Here is a 23208-nt window from a genome sequence, read left to right on the forward strand (position 1 = left end):
GGGACAGGCTCGATTGGCAAACGTGCGGCGGCCCCGGGCAATCCACAGCGCCGGGGCCGCGGTGGTCGATGGCAGGATGAACCCGTGTCGAGCGCGCTTCCACCCGTCAGCAGGCGGCGCATCCTCATCGGGGCGGCCACACTGGCGGTGCTGGGCGCGACCGCGACCGGCTGCGCTGAGCCGGCCCCGCGGCCCGACGTCGATGCGATGACCGCGCAGTTGGACCGTGCCCGCGCCGACAGCGACCTCGCCACCCTTGCGGCCGCCGGCGCACCGCCGGCACTCGGCAAGGTGCTCACGTCGGTCGCCGCGGAACGCAGCGCCCACGCACGCGCTCTCACCGACGAACTGACCCGCATGCTCGGTGCCATCCCGACGACCACAGCGTCGAGCACACCGGCCACCACCACCACGACGACGGCCGCGGCGAAGCCGCCCAGCGCCCGCGATGTGGGCGACGCGCTGAAGGAGTCGGCCAGGAGCGCCGGCGACCTGGCGGCTCAGCAGTCGGGGTACCGCGCGGGTCTGCTCGGCTCGATCGCGGCCGCGTGCACGGCGGCCCTGGTCGTCGCACTCGGCGAACAGGACGACGCATGACGTCACCGTCGAGCTCACCGGAACCCACCCCCGAACGCCCCGATGCGGCGGGCGATGCGGCGCTGTTCGACGCCGTCACCGCCGAACACGGGATGATCTACGGGTACGGCGTCGTCTCGGCGCATTCGAACCCCACGGCCAACGGTCTGGTGTCCAGCGCACTGCGGGAGCACCGGACGCGCCGCGAGGAGGCGATCGCCCGGTTGACCGCGCGCGGGGTCACCCCTCCCCTGCCGGCGCCGGGCTACGCGCTACCGAGCGCCGTCGACGACCCCATCGACGCCGCGAAGCTGGGCCTGCGCATGGAGGAGGACGCCTGCGACGTCTGGCGGGCCGTCCTCGAGCAGGCGACGGTGAGCGAGGACCGCGCGCTCGCGGTCACCGCCCTGACCGAGTCGGCGGTCAACGCCGCCGCATGGCGCAAGCGCCTCGGCACGGAACCGAGCACCGTGCCGTTTCCCGGCGGCGACGACTGAACGCGCTAGCCGATCGCAGCGAAGATCTCGGCGGCCGCGCCGTCGGCGGCGACGTTGCGCTGTTCGCCGGTGAAGCGGTTGCGCAACTCGACGTGGCCGTCGGCCCAGCCACGGCCGACGACCACGATCGACGGGACCCCGAGCAGCTCCGCGTCCTTGAACTTCACCCCCGGTGACACGGTGCGGTCGTCGAGCAGGACGTCGGCGCCGAGCACCTCGAGTTCGGACGCCAGGGCCTCGGCACCGGCGCGCGCGTCCGCGTCCTTGTTGGCTATGACGACGTGCACGTCGAACGGTGACACCGACGCCGGCCACCGCAGCCCGAGCTCGTCGTGGTGCTGCTCGGCGATCACCGCGACCATCCGCGACACGCCGATTCCGTAGCTGCCCATGGTCAGTCGCACCGGCTTGCCGTCCTCACCGAGCACGTCGGCGGCGAACGCGTCGGCGTACTTGCGGCCCAGCTGGAAGACGTGACCGATCTCGATACCGCGCGCGGCCACCAGTGGACCCGCGCCGTCCGGAGACGGATCGCCCTCGCGCACCTCGGCGGCTTCGATGGTGCCGTCTGGGGTGAAGTCGCGCCCCGCCACCAGCCCAACGACGTGCTTGCCCTGCTCGTCGGCACCGGTGATCCACGCCGTGCCGTCAACGATGCGCGGATCGACCAGGTAGCGAACCCCGTTGGCCAGCAACCCCTTCGGGCCGATGTACCCCTTGACCAGGAACGGATATTCGGCGAAGTCGCCGTCGTCGAGCATCGCGTACTCCGCGGGCTCCAGCGCTGCGCCGAGGCGCTTGTCGTCGACGTCGCGGTCACCGGGCACCCCGACCGCCAGCAGTTCCCATTCGCCGCCGGGCACGCGGGTCTTCAGCAGCACGTTCTTCAGCGTGTCCGCCGCTGTCACCTCGCGACCCGCGAACTCGGGAAGGCTTGCGCCGTTTGCCCATTCGACGAGCGTCGCGATCGTGGGGGTGCTTCCGGTGTCGTGCACGACCGGTTCCGCCAGGCCGTCGAACGGGATCGGCTCCGGCACCGCGGTGATGACGGCCTCGACGTTCGCCGCGTAGCCCGACTCGATACAGCGCACGTAGGTGTCCTCACCCACCTCGCTCTCGGCGAGAAACTCCTCCGACGCGCTGCCGCCCATCGCACCGGACACCGCGGACACGATGACGTAGCGCACCTCGAGCAGGCTGAAGATCCGCTGATACGCCTCGCGGTGCGCGTGGTAGGCCTTCTTGAGCCCGTCGTCGTCGACGTCGAACGAGTACGAGTCCTTCATCAGGAACTCGCGCCCGCGCAGGATGCCCGCGCGCGGCCTGGCCTCGTCGCGGTACTTGTTCTGGATCTGGTAGAGCCGCAACGGGAAGTCCTTGTACGACGAGTACTCCCCCTTGACCGTCAGGGTGAACATCTCCTCGTGCGTCGGCCCGAGCAGGTAGTCGTTGTCTCGGCGGTCCTGAAGTCGGAACAGGGTGTCGCCGTACTCGGTCCAGCGGTTGGTGGTCTCGTACGGTCCGCGCGGTAGCAGCGCGGGGAACAGGATCTCCTGCCCCCCAATGGCGTTCATCTCGTTGCGGACGATGTTCTCGATCCTGCGCAACACCTTGAGCCCCAGCGGCAGCCAGCTGTAGAGACCGGGGCCGACGGGCCGGACGTAACCGGCGCGGATCAGCAGCTTGTGGCTCGCCACTTCGGCGTCGGCCGGGTCGTCGCGCAGGGTGCGCAGGAACAGCTGGGACATACGGGTGGTCACAGCGGCCACCCTATCGACCGGGTGCAACGGAGATTCAGTCGCGCCCCTGCCACGTGCAGACGCACGCCTCGTTGCCTTCCGGGTCGGCGAGCACCCAGAACGCCGGCGCCGCACCCGCGTCACGCATGACGCCGCCCGCGGCGAGCGCCGCGTCGATGCGTGCCTGCGCGTGCTCGGGCGGGACGTCGACGTCGAGGTGGATTCGATTGCGATCGCGGTGCCGCGGGGCGTCCATCTGCTGAAACCAGATCGTCGGACCGCGCCGCAGCGGGTCCAGCAGGGCGCCGTCGGGCAGGTCCGGCGGACCGGGATCGCCGACGTAACCGGTGACGGCCTGCCAGAACGGCCGGATCAGCGGGATGTCGAGCGCATCGATCGCGATCTCGACGTTCTGCGGTACCGCGTCGCCGTGTCCGGGCGCCGTCCGGACGGCACCGCTGATCGCCCGGGCCAGCCGCAGGTCGTGGTCGGTGACCGTCCCGACCGCGGCCGTGTGCAACCGCAGCACGACGCGGTCGGCGAGCAGGTCCACGCTGAGGTGTCCGTCCGCGTCCCCCGCCGCCGCCACGGCCACCTGCGCGGTCGACGCCGCGTCCGCGAGCGAGGCGACGGGCACGTGGCTGATCAACACTCCGAGGATCAGCCGCCAGCCCAGCGGGTCGGCGATCGCCGAGATCTCGCCGCGGGAGGTCACAGCTCGCCCGCCTCGACCGCCTCTCGGGTGTGTTGCGCGGTGGCGATCTGGCGCGCCGAGAAGCCGATCCAGAAGGCGGCGACACCGACGATGATCGCTATCCCGGCGACCCACAGCAGCGAGTAGGTGTAGCCGTATCCGAGCGCGTCGAGCTGGGCCGGTGTCATGTCCTTCACCGGGCCGGTGGTCCCGCCCAGGTACAGCGTGCGCGACGTCTGCACCGCCATGATGACGACCAGCACCACCGGTCCACCGAGGTTCTGCACCATCAGCGTGATCGCCGACACCGGGCCGATTTCACGCGGTCCCACCTCGGCGACGGCGCACAGCGGCAGGATCACCGCGATACCGCCGATGCCGAAGCCGCCGATCACGATGGGGAAGAACAGGTCCGGGAAGTACGGGATGTCGCGGGTCAGGGTCGAGCCGTAGAGCATCGCGGCGAGGACGAACAGGCCGCCGCCGATGATCAGCCACCGCGGCGCGATGCGTGGAGCCAACTGCGCGGCCACCACCGTGCCGACGGCGAAGGCGACGGCGAACGGGATGAAGCAGATCCCGGCCTGGAGCGCCGAGTAGCCGAGCACGTCCTGGACGAGCAGGCCGATCATCACGGTCAGCGTGAGCATGACTCCGCCCGCGAGGAACAACGTCACGAACGTCATGACCCGGTTGCGGTTGTCGAAGACGGAGAACGGCACCAGAGGATTGGCGGCGACCCGCTCCACGAACAGGAACCCGAGGAAGAACGCCGCCGAGGCGACGCCTGCTCCGATCACCCAGGGGTCGACCCAGCCGCGCACCGGTCCCTGGGTGAAGACCAGGACCGCCGACGTGCAGCCGAGCGTGGCCAGCAGCGCGCCGGAGATGTCGAGTTTCAGCCGCTCGTGCCGGGTTTCGTTGATCCGCAGCACCGCGATGACGATGATCACGATGCCGATGGGCACGTTGATGAGGAACGCCAGCCGCCAGGAGATGACCGTCAGCGCGCCGCCGAGGACCAGCCCGAGTACCGAGCCGAGGCCCTGCATCGCCGCCGACACGGCGAGGGCCTTGTTCCTGGCCTGGCCCACCGCGTAGGTCGTCGCGATCAGGGCGAGCCCGGTCGGGGCCGCGACGGCCGCTCCGGTGCCCTGCACGATCCGGGCCACCACCAGCGTGACGCCGTCGTTGGCCAGCCCGCATACCAGCGAGGCGATGGTGAAGACGCCGACGCCGGAGAGGAACGCCCGCTTGTGGCCGATGGCGTCGCCGACCCGACCCCCGAGCAGCAGCAGCCCGCCGAAGGCCAGCACGTAGCCGGTGATGACCCAGCTCTTGGTGGCGTCGGAGAGGTCGAGGTCGGCCTGCATCTGCGGCAGCGCGACGATGACGATCGTGCCGTCGAGCGTCGACATCAACTGCATGCCGGTGATCGCGACGATCGCAGCGCCGAGAACCGACGACGACAGCCTTGTCGTACTGCGCTCGGCAGACATGAGGCCCAACCCTACCGAGTCGCGGTGACGCGCCCCCGTGAGGAGCTAGTCGACCTTAGGCTCGGTGTGCCCAACGGTCGAGCCGAGCTCTCCTGCGTCCAACGCGTCCTTGACCTCCTGCGCGTGCGCGACCTCGGAGGCGGTGTAGGTGATGAAGAGCGCCACCACACCGACGACGACGGCGACACCGGCGACCCAGAGCAGGCCGTAGGTGTAGCCCTGATCCAGCGCGTGCAGTTGGGCGTCGGTCATGTTCTTGACCGGGCCGGTGGTTCCGCCGAGGTAGAGCGTGCGCGACGTGATGACGGCCTGGATGATCGCGAGGACCACGGGTCCGCCGAGGTTCTGCAGCATCAGGGCGATGGCCGACACCGGACCGATCTCGTCGAGACCGACACCGGCGATCGCCGACACCATCAGCGGAACGACGATCATGCCGATGCCGAAGCCGCCGACCGTGATGGGCAGCACCAGGTTCGGGAAGTACGGGATGTCGCCGTTCAGCGTCGATCCGTAGATCATCGCCGCGAGTACCGCCACCCCGCCGATGAGCACCAGCAGGCGCGGGGCCAACACCGACACCAGGTGCGTGGAGACGCCGAGACCGATGCCGAGCGCGATGACGAACGGAATGAAGCCGATACCCGCCTTCAACGCGCTGTAGCCCATGATGTCCTGCACGTACAGGCCGATGAGCACGGTCAGCGTGAACATGACGCCGCCCGCGAGGAACACCGACGCGAACGTCGCCACGCGGTTGCGCTCTCGGAACAGGCTGAACGGCACCACCGGGTTGACCGCGGTGCGCTCGACGAAGAGGAACGCCGCGAACAGGACGAACGCCGCGAGGCACGAGCCCAGGGTCAGCGCCGACGTCCAGCCCTTCTCGGGCCCCATGGAGAAGCCGAACACGGCCGCGGTGCAGGCGAGCGTCGCGAGGATGGCACCGGCCGCATCGAGCTTCATCCGCTCTTTGAACGTCTCGGTCAGCGTGGTGCGGGCCAGGTAGATCATCACCAGGCCGACCGGGACGTTCACCAGGAACGCCCAGCGCCACGACACCTCGGTCAGGGCGCCGCCGACGACGAGGCCCATCACCGAACCGACGCCGGTCATGGCGGCGAACACGGCGGTTGCGGCGTTGCGTGCGGGGCCCTTCGGGAACGTGGTGGCGATCAGTGCGAGGCCCGTCGGCGACGCGATCGCCGAGCCGACGCCCTGCAGCAACCGCGCGGTGACGAGGGTGGCCTCGTTCCACGCGATGCCGCACAGGATCGAGGCGATCGTGAAGAGCGCGACGCCGACGATGAACGTCCGCTTGCGCCCGATGGTGTCGCCGAGGCGGCCGCCGAGCAGCATCAGGCCGCCGAACGTCAGCACGTAGGCCGTGATGACCCAGCTGCGGCCGGCGTCGGAGAGGCCGAGTTCGTCCTGAATCTGCGGGAGCGCGACGATCGCGACCGTGCTGTCCATGGTGGCCAGCAACTGCATGCCGCCGATCGCGATGACCGCGGCGAGGAAGCGACGCGAGGGCAGCCACGAGGGGTACCAGCCGGCGCGCTCTTCAGCGCTCTGCCCGATGTTGATGGGGGCGTTGTCCCCTGCGGCGGCTGCGGCGCGCTCTGCATCATTGAGAGCCGTCATGCCGGGTTACCTTACAGTAATCTTAGAAATCCTTTAACCGGCGAAGGCGGCGACGGACCCGATCACGATGATCGCGGGGGGTCGAATCCCCTCTTCGCGAATGCGTTCCGGAGCGTCGGCGAGCGTCGCGCGCAGCGTTCGCTGTGCGGCTGTCGTCCCGTGCTGAACCACCAGGACCGCAGTATCCGCAGGTCGACCGCCGTCGATGAGCACGCGCGAGAACAACTCGATTCGTTCGACGGCCATCAGCAGGACGATCGTCCCGGACAGCTGAGCCAGCGCATTCCAATTCACTAACGATTCGGGGTGGTCGGGCGCAACATGGCCGCTGACCACGACGAACTCGTGGGTGACGTGCCGGTGGGTGACGGGCACCCCGGCGAGAGCGGGAACACCTATGGCACTTGTCACACCCGGCACGACGGTCACCGGAATGCCAGCCTCCGCGCACGCCAGCACCTCCTCGTAGCCGCGCGCGAAGACGAACGGATCGCCGCCCTTGAGCCGGACGACGAACTTGCCCTCCCTGGCCCGCTCGACGAGCACGGCGTTGATGGCGTCCTGCGCCATCGCCCGGCCGTACGGGATCTTGGCGGCGTCGATGACCTCGACGTGCGGGCCGAGTTCGGCCAGCAGCTCGGGCGGGGCGAGCCGATCGGCGACGACGACGTCGGCCTGCGCCAGCATGCGCCGACCCCGCACGGTGATGAGCTCGGGATCGCCGGGGCCGCCGCCGACGAGTGCGACGCCGGAGTACAGCGGCTCGTGCGAGTCCGCGGTGATCATCACCCCGGTCTGCAGGGCCTCTCGCAGCGCGTTGCGCACCGCGGCCGAGCGCCGGTGCTCACCGCCCGCGAGGACACCGACTGCGAGGCCGTCGTACTCGAACGACGCCGGCGTGACGGCCGAGCCCTCGACGGCGATGTCGGCACGGACGCAGAAGATGCGCCGCCGGTCCGCTCCGGCGACGATCGCCTCGTTGACGTCCGCGTCGTCGGTGGCGGCGATCACGTACCAGGCGCCGTCGAGGTCGGCGTCGTCGAAGTCGCGCAGCGTCAACGTGATTCCGGGGGTCTGACTCTGCAGCGCCTCGACGGCGGGGGTCGCGGCCCTGGTGACGACGTGGACGTCGGCGCCGTTGGCGAGCAGCAGCGGCAGCCGGCGCTGGGCGACCGTTCCGCCACCGACCACGACCACCTTGCGCCCGGCCAGCCGCAGGCCGACGAGGTAGGCGTTCTCCGAAGTCACCCGGCGAGCCTAGATGCCGCGCTCACGAATCGGTACGCCGCATCGGGATGGGCGGCGGCGTGCGTGTGCAGGTAGGCCGCGTGCACCCCGCGATGCACGGCACCGTCGGTGACGTTCGCGCCACCCGCACCCCGGAACGCCCAGGCCGGTTCGTACGACCGCGCGAAAGTGACTGCGGTGCGGTGGAATTCATGCCCGGTGGATCGCGTTCCCACCGCGTGCACCGAGGACTCGGCCGGAGCCACGGCGTCGCGGTAGCCCAGCGTCAGCCGCTGCGTGAAGTGCGCGGCACCCGAGAGCACCCCGCACATCGGCGCACCGTCCAAGTGGTCCACCAGGTAGGTGAGCCCCGCACACTCGGCGTGGATCGGCGCTCCGGCGTCGGCGAGGACGTGGATCTGGCGGCGGACCGTCTCGTTGGCCGACAGTTCGGCGCCGTACTCCTCGGGGAACCCGCCGGGCAACACGACGGCGGCGGCGCCGGGCGGCAGCGCTTCGGTCAGCGGGTCGAACGCGACGACGTCCGCCCCTGCGGCACGGAGCAATTCGGAGTGCTCGGGGTAGCCGAAGCTGAACGCCCGCCCGGCGGCCAGCGCGACGGTGACCCCGGAGGCGACCGGTTCGGCGAACGCGGGGTCCCACGGCGCCGCGTCGACGCTGGCGCCCGCTGCGCGCACGATCGCCTCGATGTCGACGTGACGGGCCACCAGGTCCGTCATCGCGTCGACGGCGTCGCGGGCGAGGCGACCGTGCTCGACGGCGGTGACCAGGCCGAGATGCCGCGACGGAACCGACAGTTCGTCGGCACGCGGAATGGCACCGAGCACCTCGACGCCGGCGTGCTGACACGCCTGCCGCAGCACCTCGGCGTGCCGCGGCGACCCGACGCGGTTGAGGACGACGCCGACGATGCGGGTCGCGGAGTCGAAGGTCGTGAAGCCGTGTAGCAGGGCCGCGACGCTGTGGCTCTGTCCGCGGGCGTCGACCACCAGCACCACGGGCGCCCCGAGCAGACCCGCGACGTGCGCCGTCGATCCGCGCGCGACCGCGCCGCCGTGCGGGTCGATACGACCGTCGAACAGGCCCATCACGCCCTCGACGACGGCGATGTCCGCACCCGCGGAGCCGTGCCGGTAGAGCGGGCCGATCAGGTCCTCACCGACTAGAACGGAATCCAGGTTGCGGCCCGGCCTACCCGTCGCCAACGCGTGGTAGCCGGGGTCGATGAAGTCGGGCCCCACCTTGAACGGCGCCACCGCGTGGCCGGCCCTGCGCAGCGCGCCCATGAGACCGGTGGCGATCGTCGTCTTGCCGCTGCCGGACGCGGGTGCGGCGATGACCACCGCAGGAACACTCACCATTCGATCCCGCGTTGTCCCTTGCGCCCGGCGTCCATCGGGTGCTTGATCTTCGTCATCTCGGTCACCAGATCGGCGGCGTCCAGCAGTGCCGGCGGAGCGTCCCGGCCGGTGATCACCACGTGCTGCCTGCCGGGCCGATTCGCCAGCGCTGCAACGACTTCCGCGACGTCCACCCAGCCCCACTTGAGTGGATAGGTGAACTCGTCGAGCACGTAGAAGTCGTGGCGCTCCTCGGCGAGGCGGCGCGCGATCTCGGCCCAGCCGTCGGCGGCGGCGGCCGCGTGGTCGATCTCGTCGCCCTGTTTCCGTGACCAGGACCAGCCCGACCCCATCTTGTGCCACTCCACGGGACCACCGACCCCGCTCGCCTCGTGCAGCGCGCCCAACTCGCGGAACGCCGTCTCCTCGCCGACCTTCCACTTGGCGCTCTTGACGAACTGGAAGACCGCGACGTCGAAACCCTGGTTCCACGCGCGCAGCGCCATGCCGAACGCGGCGGTCGACTTGCCCTTGCCGGGACCGGTGTGCACCGCGAGCAACGGGGCGTTGCGCCGTGCCCTCGTGGTCAGTCCGTCGTTCGGAACGGCGACCGGTTGTCCCTGCGGCACGCTACGCCGCCTCCGACCTGACCAGCCGCGTCAGCGAATCAGCGCGCAGTTGCGCCAACCGCACCGCGGGTGCCCCGAGCTGACGCGCGAGGTCCTCGGCCAGCCCGAGCCGGATGTAGGACGTTTCGCAGTCGACCACGACCGCGGCCGCGCCCTCGGCGACCAGCCGCGCCGCGGCCGCCCCGGTCCGGCCCAGCGGGTCGGGTCCGCCCGTCGCGCGGCCGTCGGTGAGCACCACCACCAGGCAGCGGCGCGCCCGGTCTCTCGTTCGTTCGCGGACGACCACGTCGCGCGCCGCCAGCAGGCCCTGCGCCAGCGGCGTCTTCCCGCCGGTGTCGAACCGGGTCAGCCTGCGACTGGCGATGTGCACCGACGACGTCGGCGGCAGCAGCACCGTCGCGTCCTGGCCGCGGAACGTGATGACCGCGACCTTGTCGCGGCGCTGATAGGCGTCACGCAACAGCGAGAGCGTCGCACCCCCCACCGCCGCCATGCGGTCGCGGGCGGCCATGGAACCGGACGCGTCGACGACGAAGATGACCAGATTGCCCTCGCGCCCCTCGCGGACCTCGCGACGCAGGTCGGGCACTCCCACGCGGACCGCCCCCGGCGCGTCCTGCCTGCCCGCCGCCGCCAGCAGCGTGCCGAACACGTGCAGGCCGTAGCCGGAGTCCACGGCCCCCGTGGCGGAGATGGCCTTACCGGTCCGGTTGCGCGCGCGGGACCGCCTACCGGGCGCACCGTCGCCCACTCCGGGGACCACCAGGGCCCTGGTCCGGAACGACGCCGACGGCGGCGCGTTGCTCCGGGTGGGCGGCGGCTTCCCCGGTGACTCACCCTGCGGCACATCGTGATCCGATGACCCGTTGGAACTCCCGCCTGCGGGCGGGTCGGGCTCGGGTTCCGGCTCGGACTCGGGTTCAGCGTGCTCCCCCGCGTCCGCCATCGCCTGATCAAGGGTCTCCTCGTCGAGGCCGGGGTCGTCGAAGGGGTCCCGTCTGCGGCGGTGCGGCAGCGCCAGTTCCGCGGCGACGCGCACGTCCTCCTCGGCGACGGTGTCGGCCCCGCGCCAAGCGGCATGCGCCACGGCTGTGCGGGCGACCACCAGGTCGGCGCGCATGCCGTCGACGTCGAAGGCCGCGCACAGGGCGGCGATGCGACGCAGCTCGGTGTCGGGCAGTGTCACCTCACCGACGGTGGCCCGCGCCGCGGCGACCCGGTGAGCCAGATCGGCGTCCTCGTCGGCGTAGCGGGTGGCGAAGGCCTCCGGGTCGGCCTCGAAGTCCATCCGGCGGCGGATCACCTCAACGCGAACATCGACATCACGCGAGGCCGCCACATCGACGGTCAACCCGAATCGGTCCAACAGCTGCGGACGCAGTTCGCCCTCTTCGGGATTCATGGTGCCGATCAACGTGAACCGCGCCTCGTGGCTGTGCGAGATGCCGTCGCGTTCGACGTGCACCCGACCCATGGCGGCGGCATCGAGGAGCACGTCCACCAGGTGGTCGTGCAGCAGGTTGACCTCGTCGACGTACAGCACACCACCGTGCGCCCGTGCCAGCAGACCCGGCGAGAAGGCGTGCTCACCGTCGCGCAGCACGCGCTGCAGGTCGAGCGAGCCGACGACGCGGTCCTCGGTTGCCCCGATCGGCAGTTCCACCAGGCGGGCGTCCGGATCGATCGCGCTCAGCACGTCGGCGAGCGCGCGCACGGCCGTCGACTTGGCGGTGCCCTTCTCACCGCGGATGAGTACCCCGCCGATCTCGGGTCGGACGGCGCACAGCAGCAGCGCCAGGCGCAGCCGGTCCTGTCCGACGAGCGCGCTGAACGGGTAGTGGGTCACGTCGTCAGCCTCCGGGGCTTCGCAGCATCGGCACGTGGGGAATGCCGTCGTCGAGGAACTCGTCACCGTCGCGCACGAAACCGTGCCTGGCGTACATCTCCTCGAGATAGGTCTGGGCGTCGATGCGGCACGGGTAGTCGCCGACCTCGGCGAGCGCCGCCTGCATCAGGCGGTTGGTGTGTCCGTGGCCGCGGTCGGCGCGCTTCGTGCACACCCGCCCGATCCGGAACACCTTCTCCCCGCCGGGATGCTCCTCCATCAGGCGCAGCGTCGAAATCACCTGTCCTTCAGCGTTTTCCAGCCAGAAATGCCTAGTCTCGGCAAGCAGGTCCCGGCCGTCCAGCTCGGGATACGGTGTCGCCTGCTCGACGACGAAGACCTCGACGCGCAGCTTCAACAGTTCGTAGAGCGTCGCCGCATCGAGATCCTTGGCCCAGCTGCGCCTCGGTACCAGCGACACGTCGCCTCTAGGCGTTCGTGGTCAGTGCCGAGGGCGTCTTGTCGAGCTTGAGGACCTTGGTGCCGTACGCCCACACCTCTTCGAACAGCTTGGGCTCGTTGGACAGTTCGATGCCCAGCGACGGGACCATCTCCTTGAGCTTCGGCTCCCAGGACGAGTACCTGTCGGCGAAGCAGCGCTCCATCACGTCGAGCATGGCCGGCACCGCGGTGGAGGCGCCCGGCGAGGCGCCGAGCAGACCCGCGATGGTGCCGTCGGCGGCGGCGAGCACGGTGGTGCCGAACTCGAGCACGCCCCCCGCGCCCTTCTTGCGGATGACCTGAACACGCTGCCCGGCGATGTCGAGCTCCCAATCGGAATCGACCGCGCTGGGGGCGAATTCGCGCAGCGCGTCGACCCGGTCGGCCTCGCTGAGCAGCAGCTGGCCGACCAGGTACTTGACCAGGCTCATCTCCGTCAGACCGACGCCCAGCATCGAGCCGATGTTGTTGGGCTTCACCGAGAACGGCAGATCGGTGACCTTGCCCTGCTTGAGGAACTTCGGCGACCAGCCCGCGAACGGCCCGAACAGCAGGTACGACCGCCCGTTGATGACGCGGGTGTCCAGGTGCGGCACCGACATCGGCGGCGCACCGAGCGGCGGCGCACCGTACACCTTGGCCTGATGCGCTGCCGCGAGGGCGGGATTGCCGGTCCGCAGCCACTGACCACCGACGGGGAAGCCGCCGAATCCCTTGGCCTCCTTGATGCCGGCCTTCTGCAGCAGCGGCAGCGCACCACCGCCCGCACCGAGGAAGACGAACTTCGCCTGGATGGATCGCTTGGAGCGCGTCCGGCGGTTGACGACCTTCACCGTCCAACTGCCGTCGGAGTTCTGGCTCAGGTCCCGCACGTCGTGCCCGAACAGTGTCGTCATACCGCGCTGTGCGGTGTAGCCGATCAACTGCTTCGACAGTGAGCCGAAGTCGACGTCGGTGCCGTCCTGCGTCCAGTTCAGCGCGACGGGCTCGGAGAAGTTGCGCCCCGCCGCCATCAGCGGCAGCCGACGGGTGAACTCGTCGCTGTCGTCGATGTACTCCATCGTCGCGAACAGCGGGTTCTGAACGAGAGTTTCGCGGCGGGCCTTGAGGTAGCCGATCTTGTCCGCACCGTGCACGAAGCTGACGTGCGGCACCGGATTCAGGAAGCTGCGGACGTCGGGCAGGATGCCGTTCTCGACCGCGTGCGCCCAGAACTGACGCGACACCTGGAACTGCTCGTTGACGTGGACGGCCTTCGTGATCTCGACGGTGCCGTCGGCACGCTGGGGGGTGTAGTTCAACTCACACAGCGCCGAGTGGCCGGTGCCCGCGTTGTTCCAGGGATCGCTGCTCTCGGCGGCCGCACCGTCGAGGCGCTCGATGAGCGTGATCGACCAGTCGGGTTCCATGATCCGCAGCAGCGCACCGAGGGTGGCGCTCATGATCCCCGCGCCGACCAGCACAACGTCCGTTCTCGTCGTTTCAGACACCCTGATCGTCAGTCCTTCTCGATTGCGGCGTCCGCAGGTCGCGGCGCGTCGGGATACCAGATTATCCCGCCGCGGAATTCCGAACCCCGCCGAGGTTAAGGTGGCTGCGTGACACCGAGGGATGTCGCCGCCGGAGCGGCTCCGGCCTGGGAGTCCGACGTGCTGCCCGGTTATCAGCAGCACACCATTCCGCTGGGACCCGATCCGCACGGTGAGGGTGACCTGGTCGCGACACTCGTCCGCCGCGGCGAACCGGCGCCCGCGGCGCACGCCGTGATCACCCTGCACGGCTACACCGACTACTTCTTCAACGCCGAACTCGGCGATCACTTCGCGTCCCGCGGGTTCGCGTTCTATGCGTTGGACCTGCACAAGTGCGGCCGATCCCGGCTCGAGGGCCAGACCCCGCACTTCACGACCGACCTCAAGAACTACGACACCGAACTGGCCCGTGCGCTGGCGATCGTCGCGGCCGAGACCGACGGCGCGCAGATCCTGATGTACGGGCACTCGGCGGGTGGGCTCGTCGTGACCCTCTGGCTGGACCGACTGCGCCAGTCCGGGGCGTTGACCGCCGCCGGCGTCGGCGGGCTGGTGTTGAACAGCCCGTTTTTCGACCTGCACGGCCCCGCGATCCTGCGTGCCGCACCCACGTCGGCGGCGTTGATGGCGCTGGGCCGGTGGCGCAAGACCACGGTGATCCGGAAGCCGATCGCCGAGGGCGGCTACGGGGCCACCCTGCATCGGGACTACTCGGGTGATTTCGATTACAACCTGGACTGGAAGCCTCTCGGCGGGTTCCCCGTGACGTTCGGCTGGATCAACGCGATCCGGCGAGGGCACGCCAAGCTGCACCGCGGCCTGGACGTCGGCGTGCCCAACCTCATTCTGCGTTCGGACCACAGCGTGAGCGAGGCCCCTGACCCGGAGGCCATCCAGCGGGGCGACGCCGTGCTGGACGTCGCGCAGATCGCACGCTGGGCCGGCTGTGTGGGCAACCGGACGGTCGTCGTGCCGATCACCGACGCCAAGCACGACGTCTTCCTGTCCCTGCCCGCCCCGCGTGACGTCGCCTACCGCGAACTCGACGGCTGGCTGGACTACTACCTCGGCGCTGAATCAGCCAGCGCCTCAACACAACCCGGACGGGACTGACCGCATGGAGCACTTCGATCTCACGATCATCGGATCGGGATCGGGCAACAGCATCCCCGACCCGAGCGTCGACCCGCGCTACGCGTCGATGCGCATCGCGATGTGCGAGGAGGGCGAGCACTACGGCGGTACCTGCCTGAACGTCGGCTGCATCCCCACCAAGATGTTCGTGTACGCCGCCGAGGTGGCCCAAACCGTCAGGCACTCAAGTCGATACGGCATCGACGCGCACATCGACAAGGTGCGTTGGCCCGATGTCGTGGATCGCGTGTTCGGTCGCATCGATCCGCTCTCCGAGGGCGGCGAACGCTACCGCGGCGGCCTGCCCAACACCACGCTCTACCGGAGCCACGTCCGCTTCGGTGCTACCCAGCCCGATGGCCGCTACACGTTGCGCACCGACGCCGGTGACGCCTTCACCTCCGACAAGGTGGTGATCGCCGCCGGTTCCCGCATCCGCATCCCACCGGCCATCGCCGACTGCGGAGTGGCGTACGAGACGAGCGATACGATCATGCGGATCGCCGAACTCCCCGACCATCTGGTGATCGTCGGCGGCGGGTTCGTGGCGGCGGAGTTCGCGCACGTGTTCTCGGCACTCGGCGTCCGCATCACGATCGTGGTTCGCGGCGACGGCCTCCTGACCCACTGCGACGAGACGATCTGCCATCGCTTCACCGATCTCGCCGCCGAGAAGTGGGACGTCCGAACCCACGAGAACGTCATCGGGTCCCACCACGACGGCGAACGGATCGTGCTGGAACTCGACGACGGCAAGGAGATCAGCGCCGACATGCTGCTGGTGGCGACGGGTCGCGTCGCCAACGGCGACCGCCTCGACGCCGAGCAGGCCGGCGTCGATGTGGACGCCGACGGAATGGTCGTGGTGGACGACTACCAACGGACCACCGCCCGTGGGATCTTCGCGCTCGGCGACGTGTCCTCCGCCTATCAGCTCAAGCACGTCGCCAATCACGAGATGCGCGTCGTCCGGCACAACCTGATGCAGGACTGGGATGACACCGCGGCGATGGTCGCGTCCGACCACCGCTTCGTTCCGTCGGCGGTGTTCACCAGCCCGCAGATCGCCACCGTCGGACTCACCGAGGCCGCGGCCAAGGCGGCCGGCCACGACGTGGTGGTGAAGGTGCAGAACTACGGCGACACGGCCTACGGCTGGGCGATGGAGGACACCACCGGCATCGCGAAGGTCATCGGCGACCGGGCCACCGGGCTCATTCTCGGGGCACACCTGATGGGCTATCAGGCCTCGACGTTGATCCAGCCCCTGATTCAGGCGATGAGCCTCGGTCAGACGGCGCAGGAGGTCGCCCGCGGCCAGTACTGGATCCACCCCGCGCTGTCCGAGATCGTCGAGAACGCCCTACTCAAGCTCTACGAGTAGCGCTCCTCGACACGGCCGAAACGCCACACGGCGACGGCGATCGCCCATGCGGCGAGCATCAGACCCACGATCAGGAATCCGACGAATTCCAGGTTGGCGGAACCGATGAGGGCGAGCGGTCCACTGTCGACGCCCAGCCGGTCGGCCAGCAGGCCGGCGAGCACGATGACGCCGATGACCAGTGCGATGATCACCGACAGAACGGTGACGGTCAGGTTGTAGTAGACCTTGCGCACCGGCTGGAGGAACGCCCAACCGTATGCCCGCGACATCAGGATGCTGTCGAGGGCGTCGAACAGGCTCATTCCCGCGGCGAACAGCACCGGCAGCACCAGGATCGCGTACCACGGCAGCGTCAGCGCCGCAGTGCCCGCGGCCAGTACCAGAAGCGCCACCTGCGTCGCGGTGTCGAACCCCAGGCCCATGAGCAGCCCGACCGGGTAGAGGTGCCACGGCTTGCTGACCCGGCTCATCACGCGACCGAGCAGTCGGGCGAGGAAGCCGCGGTTGTTCAGCTGTCGTTCCAGTTCGGCTTCGTCGAGCTCGCCGTTTCGCATCTGCTTGAACACCTTGGCGATACCGACGACCGCGATCAGGTTGGTCAGCCCGATCAGGATGAGGAAGGTGCCCGCGACCACGGAGCCGATCAATCCGAGCGTCTGAAGCATCGGCGAGTTCTCGTCCTGCACCGGACCCACCACCGCGCGGACGCCGATGGCCAGCAGGAACGCCAACCCGAACACGACGCTGGAGTGCCCTAGCGAGAACCAGAAGCCGGCGGATAGCGACCTCTTCCCCTCGCCGACCAGCTTGCGCGTGGTGTTGTCGATGACGGCGATGTGGTCGGCGTCGAACGCGTGACGAACGCCGAGCAGGTAGGCGGTAACGCCGAGCCCGATGCCGAAGACCCCGGCCGAACCCAGGGTGATGTGCTGCGGTGCAACACCGAAAACCAGTACGCCCCAACCGAATACGTGCAGCAGGAGAACGACGCCGCCGATGGCGGCGATCGTCCTCCAGTCGGTCCTGTCGAACCTGGTCGCAGTCGCCTGCGTTGGCTGCGCCGTCACCGAAGCGGTCATGCTACGACCCTATGGTGACGACCGACGCCTGTCTAGCTGTTCAGATGGGCAGGTCCACGCCCGTCCGGTCAGCGCTTGGTGGCGGTGACCAGAAGGTATTCGGCCTCCCAGGCCCCATCGCGCTGCGTCCTGGTGAGGAAATCCAGGAAATCCGTGTCCAGTGCGTCGCGCTGCTCCGGCTTGTCAGCATTGAAGTTGTACACGGAGATGGTCGGACCGTAGTTGCGCTTCCAGTACTCGCGGAAGTCCAGCGGTTCCGCGCAGTGGTCCAGCGTGACGGTCTGACGCCGCAGCACCAGGTCCTCGACCCGGTCACCGAACAGTGCGCCGACGTGCTCCTCGCTACCCCACAGCGGCGCCGGGCTGGCCCCGGGTGGCGGCGGTGGAGCGTACGGCTTCATGGTCGCGAACAGCTGGCCGATGAAGCCTTCGGGGGTCCAGTTGATGAGGCCGATGGTCCCACCGGGTCGGCACACCCGGACCAGTTCGTCGGCCACCACCTGGTGATGCGGTGCGAACATGGCGCCCACGCAGGACATCACCACGTCGAAGCTGTTGTCCGCGAACGGCATCGCCTCGGCGTCAGCTTCGACCCACTCCAGTTCCACGCCGTGGCCGGACGCGATGCGCCTGCCCTCCTCGAACAGCTCCGGCGTCAGGTCGCTCGCGGTCACGATCGCGCCGCGCGCCGCCGCCGGGATGGCCGCGTTACCCGAGCCGGCCGCGACGTCGAGCACGCGGTCACCCTCCCGCACACCGCATGCCCGCACCAGTTCGGGTCCGAGCTCGGGAATGAGTTGCGCGGCTACGGCCGGGTAGTCACCGGATGCCCACAGTGCGCGGTGTTTCGACTTCAACGCGCGGTCGGCATCTCGTTCGTCAGTAATGCTCATCTCCCCTCCTCAGGGGTTCGTGGTATCAACCTGACGATCGTCGCGCTGCGCGCTTGGGAAATTCTTTGAACGGCGTGAAATGCCCAGATCAGTTGTGGTGATGGCGGGCGCCGATCCAGTGCAGCAGGTCGTGCACGGTGGCGTCGTCGAGCCGGTAACTCACCGACCGACCGGAGCGGGTACTGGTCACCCAACCCTGCCCGCGCAGCACCCGAAGCGCTTGGGAGACCGCGTTCTCCGATCGTCCCAGCGCGGCAGCCAGGTCGCTCACGCAGATCCCCGGTGCCCGGTGCAGGCTCAGCAGGATCTCCAGCCTGTGCGGATCGGACAGCAGGTCGAATCGCCGCGCCCAGCCCGGCGTATCGACGTCGGCCAGCGCCGACGACGCCAGATCCACCACGGACTGATCCTCCACCCTGCAAATGTAGTCCCGGACCGACGTGGACGTACGCTGCTAGCCCGGTGTTTCCAGTAGGCGACGCAGACACGCGTCGGCGAACGCGAGGGTTTCTGGCCCCGACAGCGACGACTGGCCGGTGTCGAGGCCACCGGACGCCGCCGCGCCGCCACCGTGATAGCCCGCGGAGCTCATGGCGCGTTGCAGTGTCGCGGCGTCGTCGTCGGCGCCGACGCGGTACAGCAGGTCCCGCGTGTAGCGGAACGCGTGCCAGTGCTGGCTGATCGGGCCGGGCCCCGCCTGGCTCCAGTGGTCGTTCACCTCGCGCAGCATCCGGGCGGCCACGGCGGGTCGGCCACGGGCCGCGTGGACCGCCGCCGTCTCCATGCGACCGATACCGGTCATGAAGTTGTTCTGCACCGGCGTCGCGAGCGCGATCGCCCGGCTGAGGTGGTCGAGCGCCTGCACGTGGTCGGTCGACTTGAGCGCCCGGCCCATCGCGTTCAGCGCCATCGCCGTCGTACTCGGGCTTCCGCCGGGTAACGCGAGACGCAGGGCCTTCTCGGCAGCGGGGATGCCGTCCTCCGGTGCGCCCAGGAAGTCGTGTCCGATGGTGATGTTGTAGAGCACCCACACTTCTCGCGCGAGTTCACCGGTGCCCTGTAGTCGTCGGAGTTCGGTTTCGTAGTGCGCCAGCGCTCCGGCCGCGTCGCCCTCGACGAGGATCATGTCGGCGACCGAGTCGTCGGGGTAGGCGAGGTACTGCGTACCCGCGGGCGGTCTGCGACAAGCGGCCAGTTCGGCGAACTCCCGCACCCGCGTCCACTGCCCCAGCACCCACGCGCCGCGGGCGGCGACACCGACCGCCGCGGGAAACAGCGGATGGTCGTGGTCCGCCAGCGAGATCACCCGCTCCACCCAGTCCATCGAGTGATAACCGACCCGCAGGTGCACCAGTTCGGGCAGTGTCACCACGATCCGCAGGGCGAGGTCCATGTCGTCGCCCGCCATCGCCTTGCCGACGGCTGTGCGAAGGTTGTCGAAATCCGGTGCGGTGAAGGTGGTTCCGGCGGTGGGCGCCATTCGATCGATCCACCGCTGCTCGCCGGGTCCGCGCACCTCCAGTGAGCCCCGCTCGAAGAGCTCGGCGAAGTAACGCGCGTGCCTCGATGCGTAGACCCGATCCTGGCCGCGTTCCTCCAACCGCTCCCGGCCGTAGGCGCGCAGCGTCTCCAGCAGCGCGTAGCGGGTGAAGGCCGCGTGGCGGAACACGCTCACCATCGACTTGTCGATGAGGCTGGTGAGCAACTCGAGCGTGTCATCCTCGTCATCGCCGTCGTCCGCACACACACCGTGTGCGGCCTCCAGGTCGAAGGTGCCCGCGAACACCGAAAGCCTGGCGAACAGCGCCTGTTCGCGGTCCGCCAGCAGCCGGTACGACCAGTCGATCGTGGCCGCGACGCTGTGCTGACGGGGGTGGGATCCGCGGGCGCCGCCGGTGAGCAGGCGCAGCCGGTCGAGACGTCGCGCCACGTCGAGGCTGCTCATCGCCCGCAGGCGTGCGGCGGCGAGTTCGATGGCCAGGGGCACGCCGTCCAGACGCCTGCATATCTCGGCGACGGCGCCGATGGGCTCGGCCTCGAGGTCGAAGTCGGGCCGCACGCCGCGTGCTCGCTCGGCGAACAACTGCTCGGCCTCGTGCAGCGGCATGGGCTCGACGGGGAGCAGACGTTCCAGTCCGATGCCCAGTGGCTCACGGCTCGTCGCCAGCACCGACACTCCCCCGCACTCGGTGGTGATGCGGTCGACCAGCGCCGCCGCGTCGTCGAGAACGTGCTCGCAGTTGTCGATGAGCAACAGCACCCGCCGTGTCCGCAGATGGCCGAGCACCGCCTCGATTGGTGCGAGCTTGCGGCCGTGGGCGAGCCCGAGAGCCACGGCAACGGCCTCGCTCACGGCCGCCCCGTCGCTCACCGGCGCCAACTCGCAACTCCACACGCCATCCGGGTAGTCGTCCTGAACGCGATCGGCGGCCTCGAACGCGAGCCGCGTCTTGCCGACTCCGCCGACGCCGGTGAGCGTCAGCGCGGTGCCGGACTCCAGGGCCGCGGTGATTCGGGGCAGGACCTCGGTCCGGCCGACGAATCTGGCGCCTCGCCGCGAAATCAGTTGCGGTGCCGGTATGTTCGCAGGGACTCGCCGCTCGGGAGGCTGCGATCCAGCGAGAACCTCCTGATGAACGGCGCGCAGCGTCGGGGAGGGCTCGATACCGAGCTCGTCGACCAGCCGTTCACGCATCTGCCGATAGGTTTCGAGAGCGTCGGCCTGTCGGCCGCAGCGCGACTGCGCCAGCATGAGTTGGCCCGCGAGCCGTTCGTCGAGGGGATGCGCCTGCAGTCCGGTCACCAGTTCCGCTACCAGCTCCGTGTGCATACCGGCCCGCAGCGCCGCGTCGTTGCGATCCAAGATCACCGAAAGACGCTCGGCCTCAATCGAGTTGCGGGTCTCGTTGATCCAGGGCGTGTCGATGCCGGCGAGCGGCTCGCCCCGCCACAACGCCAGCGCCTCGTCGAACGTCCTCGCCGCCTCGCCCGCGTCGGAGTGCGCGCGCGCAGTCAGGGCGAGCGCCCGGAAGCGGTGCAGATCCACTGCGTCGGCATCGGCCGTCAGCGTGTAGCCGACGGACCCGCGGATGATCCCCACACCGTCGAGATCCCGCAGCGATTGCCGAAGGCGGGAGACGTACGCGGCCAACGCATTGCGCGCACGGTGCGGAGGCTCGTCGGCCCAGACCCTGTCGATCAGTTGATCCGTCGGGACCGGGCGGTTGACGTCGACCAGCAGGCACGCCAGAACGCAGGCCTGCCGCGCATGCCCGATAACGAGGCGCTCGCCGTCGACGCGCGCCTCGATCTCGCCGAGTAGCTGGAAACTCACCCCCATCCCCTACAGGGTCCCGCAAGTTTCCCCACCGCGGGTGATCTTGACGCACTAGCCGGCATCACCGTTGTCGCCGTTCTGTCCGTTCCGGGTGCCGGGGGCCTTCCCGGAGCCGGTTCCGCCCGTTCCGCCGGTACCGCCCGCTCCGCCGGTTCCGCCATCACCGCCGTTGCCCCCGTTACCGCCTGCGCCGGTGTTGGTCGTCGACGTGGCACCGCCACCGTCGCCGCCGTTGCCGCCCGGTGAACCCGCGCCACCGTTCCCGCCGTCACCGCCGGTGCCACCCGCCGCGGGGCCCGAGCCGGTCTTCGCATTTCCGCCCCTACCGCCGCTGCCCGCGGAGCCGAGCACGCCACCGTTTCCACCGTTGCCGCCGCCGTTTCCGGTCGCATCCGTGGTGCCCGTGTTGGTCGCCGTGCCACTGTCGCCTCCGTTACCGCCGTTGCCCACGGCCTGCGCGTCGCCACCGTCGCCGCCGCTGCCGGAGTTCGCAGAGCCGCTGCCGCCCGACGTGGCGTCTCCGCCTGCACCGCCGCTGCCGCCGTTGCCGAATTGCCCCGAGGCGCCGCCGTTTCCACCGGCTCCACCGTTGACCGTTCCGGAGCCGGTGCTCGCGTGCCCACCACCGCCGCCGTGGCCGCCGTTGCCGAAGATCGCGCCGCCGGCGCCTCCGTGGCCACCGTTGCCGCCGGTCTGATCACCGTTGAGTTGGCCGATCGCGTCCCCGCCCCTGCCTCCCGCACCTCCGTTACCGAACAGCCCGGCGGCACCACCGTTTCCGCCCGCCTGCCCGGCAGTGCCCGCACCTCCGGCACCTCCGTTTCCGAACAGCAACCCACCGCGGCCGCCGGCTTGACCCGCCGCACCGGGCGCGCCGTTGCCGATCAGCAGGCCACCGTTCTCGCCGGGTTCGTCGCCGTTGCTCACGAACACCCTGAGGAACGCGGTGATCGGGTCGACGAATCCGGGCTGCTGCAGATTCGCCGACGGGCCCGGCAACCGGATGGCGATGCGCTCGATGGGCGTCGGGCGTGATGATGAGTCGCCAGTTGCTGCCGCGGACGAGCGACTCACATACGGCGACGCCGTGCCGAACGACGCCCGCACCGCAGGGCGCTCGTTGCCACGCGGGACGAGCAGGATGTACAGCGGTTCGTGAGGCATGTCGCCGGACGGGGTCGTGCTCACTGCGTTGTGCCGTGGCGGCGGGACGGTCACCGTCGTGCCGTCCTCGTGGACTGGACGAACGGATGCCACCACGGGGCGCGCCGGCGACGTGACGACGGTGGCGGTCAGTTCGGTGCGCGGAGAGGACGCGTGCTGTGGTGGTGACGCCACGTGTACGAGCGTGACGCCCACGCCGAGGGCGACGGCGAGTGAACCGACGCGTCCGACGTATCCGCCGGACGCCGGCGCGCGATGGCGCGCTGAGCAGAGATCGTGAGTTCGAGTTGTCATGTGGATCATGGCTTCGACGGTGCGCCCGCCGCTTTCCACCGCTCTGAAGCAGCGATGAAATCCGCAGGTGAGAATGTTGATGGTCATCGGCACTAGCACGCGGGTCCGACGTTTTTCGGTACGGCCGTGCCGGTTGTGCACAGTCCGGGTTTCATCCACAGGTCGAGTTCGCACCGTGGCGAGGAGAGCATGACTC

19 protein-coding genes are annotated in these 23208 nt (G+C 69.6%); 4 read left to right on the top strand and 15 right to left on the bottom strand.

Translation table 11 applies throughout. The features are described 5' to 3' along the window. Nucleotides 1-84: 84 nt before the first annotated feature. Together NM203_RS28870 and NM203_RS28875 are read left to right on the top strand one after the other, a co-directional pair. Nucleotides 85-597: a hypothetical protein gene (locus NM203_RS28870; protein WP_255064117.1), complete on the top strand. Its 513-nt coding sequence runs from the start codon at nucleotides 85-87 to the stop codon at nucleotides 595-597. Then, on the top strand, nucleotides 594-1073 hold the full coding sequence (locus tag NM203_RS28875; RefSeq protein WP_255064118.1) for a ferritin-like domain-containing protein: 480 nt from the start codon (nucleotides 594-596) through the stop codon (nucleotides 1071-1073). The genes NM203_RS28870 and NM203_RS28875 overlap by 4 nt, the downstream gene beginning before the upstream one ends. 5 nt (nucleotides 1074-1078) lie before the next feature. On the opposite strand, the gene NM203_RS28880 is transcribed toward NM203_RS28875, so the two are convergent. From NM203_RS28880 to mqo, 10 genes are read right to left on the bottom strand one after another with little or no spacing between them, the layout of a single operon-like run. After that, entirely contained in the window at nucleotides 1079-2833 is a 1755-nt protein-coding gene (locus tag NM203_RS28880) for a proline--tRNA ligase (RefSeq protein WP_255064119.1), read from the bottom strand. 34 nt (nucleotides 2834-2867) lie between these two features. Further along, entirely contained in the window at nucleotides 2868-3527 is a 660-nt protein-coding gene (locus NM203_RS28885; RefSeq protein ID WP_255064120.1) for a 4a-hydroxytetrahydrobiopterin dehydratase family protein, read from the bottom strand. Continuing rightward, entirely contained in the window at nucleotides 3524-5005 is a 1482-nt protein-coding gene (locus tag NM203_RS28890) for an MFS transporter (protein ID WP_255064122.1), read from the bottom strand. The genes NM203_RS28885 and NM203_RS28890 overlap by 4 nt, the downstream gene beginning before the upstream one ends. 45 nt (nucleotides 5006-5050) lie before the next feature. Beyond that, entirely contained in the window at nucleotides 5051-6649 is a 1599-nt protein-coding gene (locus NM203_RS28895) for an MFS transporter (protein ID WP_255064124.1), read from the bottom strand. 33 nt (nucleotides 6650-6682) lie between these two features. Continuing rightward, entirely contained in the window at nucleotides 6683-7897 is a 1215-nt protein-coding gene (gene cobA, locus NM203_RS28900; protein ID WP_255064126.1) for a uroporphyrinogen-III C-methyltransferase, read from the bottom strand. Continuing rightward, nucleotides 7894-9258 (bottom strand): cobyrinic acid a,c-diamide synthase CobB, encoded by a 1365-nt coding sequence (locus tag NM203_RS28905; protein WP_255064127.1) that lies wholly within the window; start codon nucleotides 9256-9258, stop codon nucleotides 7894-7896. The genes cobA and NM203_RS28905 overlap by 4 nt, the downstream gene beginning before the upstream one ends. Beyond that, nucleotides 9252-9866, bottom strand: a complete 615-nt coding sequence (gene cobO / locus NM203_RS28910) for a cob(I)yrinic acid a,c-diamide adenosyltransferase (RefSeq protein WP_255064128.1) — start codon at nucleotides 9864-9866, stop codon at nucleotides 9252-9254. Before cobO ends, NM203_RS28905 begins: the two co-directional genes overlap by 7 nt. 1 nt (nucleotide 9867) lies before the next feature. Further along, nucleotides 9868-11712, bottom strand: coding sequence for a magnesium chelatase subunit D family protein (locus tag NM203_RS28915; protein WP_255064130.1), 1845 nt, complete (start codon nucleotides 11710-11712; stop codon nucleotides 9868-9870). 4 nt (nucleotides 11713-11716) lie between these two features. Beyond that, on the bottom strand, nucleotides 11717-12172 hold the full coding sequence (locus NM203_RS28920) for a GNAT family N-acetyltransferase (RefSeq protein WP_255064132.1): 456 nt from the start codon (nucleotides 12170-12172) through the stop codon (nucleotides 11717-11719). Between the two features lie 7 nt (nucleotides 12173-12179). Continuing rightward, nucleotides 12180-13682, bottom strand: coding sequence for a malate dehydrogenase (quinone) (gene mqo / locus NM203_RS28925; protein ID WP_255064133.1), 1503 nt, complete (start codon nucleotides 13680-13682; stop codon nucleotides 12180-12182). A 108-nt stretch (nucleotides 13683-13790) separates the two neighbouring features. Here mqo and NM203_RS28930 point away from each other — a divergent pair, with 108 nt between their 5' ends. Both NM203_RS28930 and mtr read left to right on the top strand, forming a co-directional pair. After that, nucleotides 13791-14837, top strand: a complete 1047-nt coding sequence (locus NM203_RS28930) for an alpha/beta hydrolase (protein WP_255064136.1) — start codon at nucleotides 13791-13793, stop codon at nucleotides 14835-14837. A gap of 4 nt (nucleotides 14838-14841) precedes the next feature. Continuing rightward, nucleotides 14842-16242: a mycothione reductase gene (gene mtr, locus NM203_RS28935; protein WP_255064138.1), complete on the top strand. Its 1401-nt coding sequence runs from the start codon at nucleotides 14842-14844 to the stop codon at nucleotides 16240-16242. Here mtr and nicT read toward each other — a convergent pair. From nicT to NM203_RS28960, 5 genes are all read right to left on the bottom strand, one after another. After that, nucleotides 16233-17324 (bottom strand): Nickel transporter NicT, encoded by a 1092-nt coding sequence (gene nicT, locus NM203_RS28940; protein WP_255064140.1) that lies wholly within the window; start codon nucleotides 17322-17324, stop codon nucleotides 16233-16235. The genes mtr and nicT overlap by 10 nt on opposite strands. A gap of 68 nt (nucleotides 17325-17392) precedes the next feature. After that, on the bottom strand, nucleotides 17393-18217 hold the full coding sequence (locus tag NM203_RS28945) for a class I SAM-dependent methyltransferase (RefSeq protein WP_255064142.1): 825 nt from the start codon (nucleotides 18215-18217) through the stop codon (nucleotides 17393-17395). An 88-nt stretch (nucleotides 18218-18305) separates the two neighbouring features. Beyond that, nucleotides 18306-18632: an ArsR/SmtB family transcription factor gene (locus NM203_RS28950; protein ID WP_255064143.1), complete on the bottom strand. Its 327-nt coding sequence runs from the start codon at nucleotides 18630-18632 to the stop codon at nucleotides 18306-18308. A gap of 39 nt (nucleotides 18633-18671) precedes the next feature. Beyond that, nucleotides 18672-21557, bottom strand: a complete 2886-nt coding sequence (locus NM203_RS28955) for an AfsR/SARP family transcriptional regulator (RefSeq protein ID WP_255064145.1) — start codon at nucleotides 21555-21557, stop codon at nucleotides 18672-18674. A 48-nt stretch (nucleotides 21558-21605) separates the two neighbouring features. Then, on the bottom strand, nucleotides 21606-22892 hold the full coding sequence (locus NM203_RS28960) for a PGRS repeat-containing protein (protein WP_255064146.1): 1287 nt from the start codon (nucleotides 22890-22892) through the stop codon (nucleotides 21606-21608). Between the last annotated feature and the right edge of the window lie 316 nt (nucleotides 22893-23208).

The sequence above is a fragment of the Mycolicibacterium arenosum genome (assembly GCF_024320865.1).
Lineage (GTDB): Bacteria > Actinomycetota > Actinomycetes > Mycobacteriales > Mycobacteriaceae > Mycobacterium > Mycobacterium arenosum.

Excerpts from the sequence above, each read along its gene's own strand:
- NM203_RS28875 (WP_255064118.1), top strand. The coding sequence starts at position 594 with ATGACGTCACCGTCGAGCTCACCGGAACCCACCCCCGAACGCCCCGAT.
- NM203_RS28890 (WP_255064122.1), bottom strand. The coding sequence starts at position 5,005 with ATGTCTGCCGAGCGCAGTACGACAAGGCTGTCGTCGTCGGTTCTCGGC.
- NM203_RS28895 (WP_255064124.1), bottom strand. The coding sequence starts at position 6,649 with ATGACGGCTCTCAATGATGCAGAGCGCGCCGCAGCCGCCGCAGGGGAC.
- NM203_RS28905 (WP_255064127.1), bottom strand. The coding sequence starts at position 9,258 with ATGGTGAGTGTTCCTGCGGTGGTCATCGCCGCACCCGCGTCCGGCAGC.
- mtr (WP_255064138.1), top strand. The coding sequence starts at position 14,842 with ATGGAGCACTTCGATCTCACGATCATCGGATCGGGATCGGGCAACAGC.
- nicT (WP_255064140.1), bottom strand. The coding sequence starts at position 17,324 with ATGACCGCTTCGGTGACGGCGCAGCCAACGCAGGCGACTGCGACCAGG.
- NM203_RS28945 (WP_255064142.1), bottom strand. The coding sequence starts at position 18,217 with ATGAGCATTACTGACGAACGAGATGCCGACCGCGCGTTGAAGTCGAAA.
- NM203_RS28955 (WP_255064145.1), bottom strand. The coding sequence starts at position 21,557 with ATGGGGGTGAGTTTCCAGCTACTCGGCGAGATCGAGGCGCGCGTCGAC.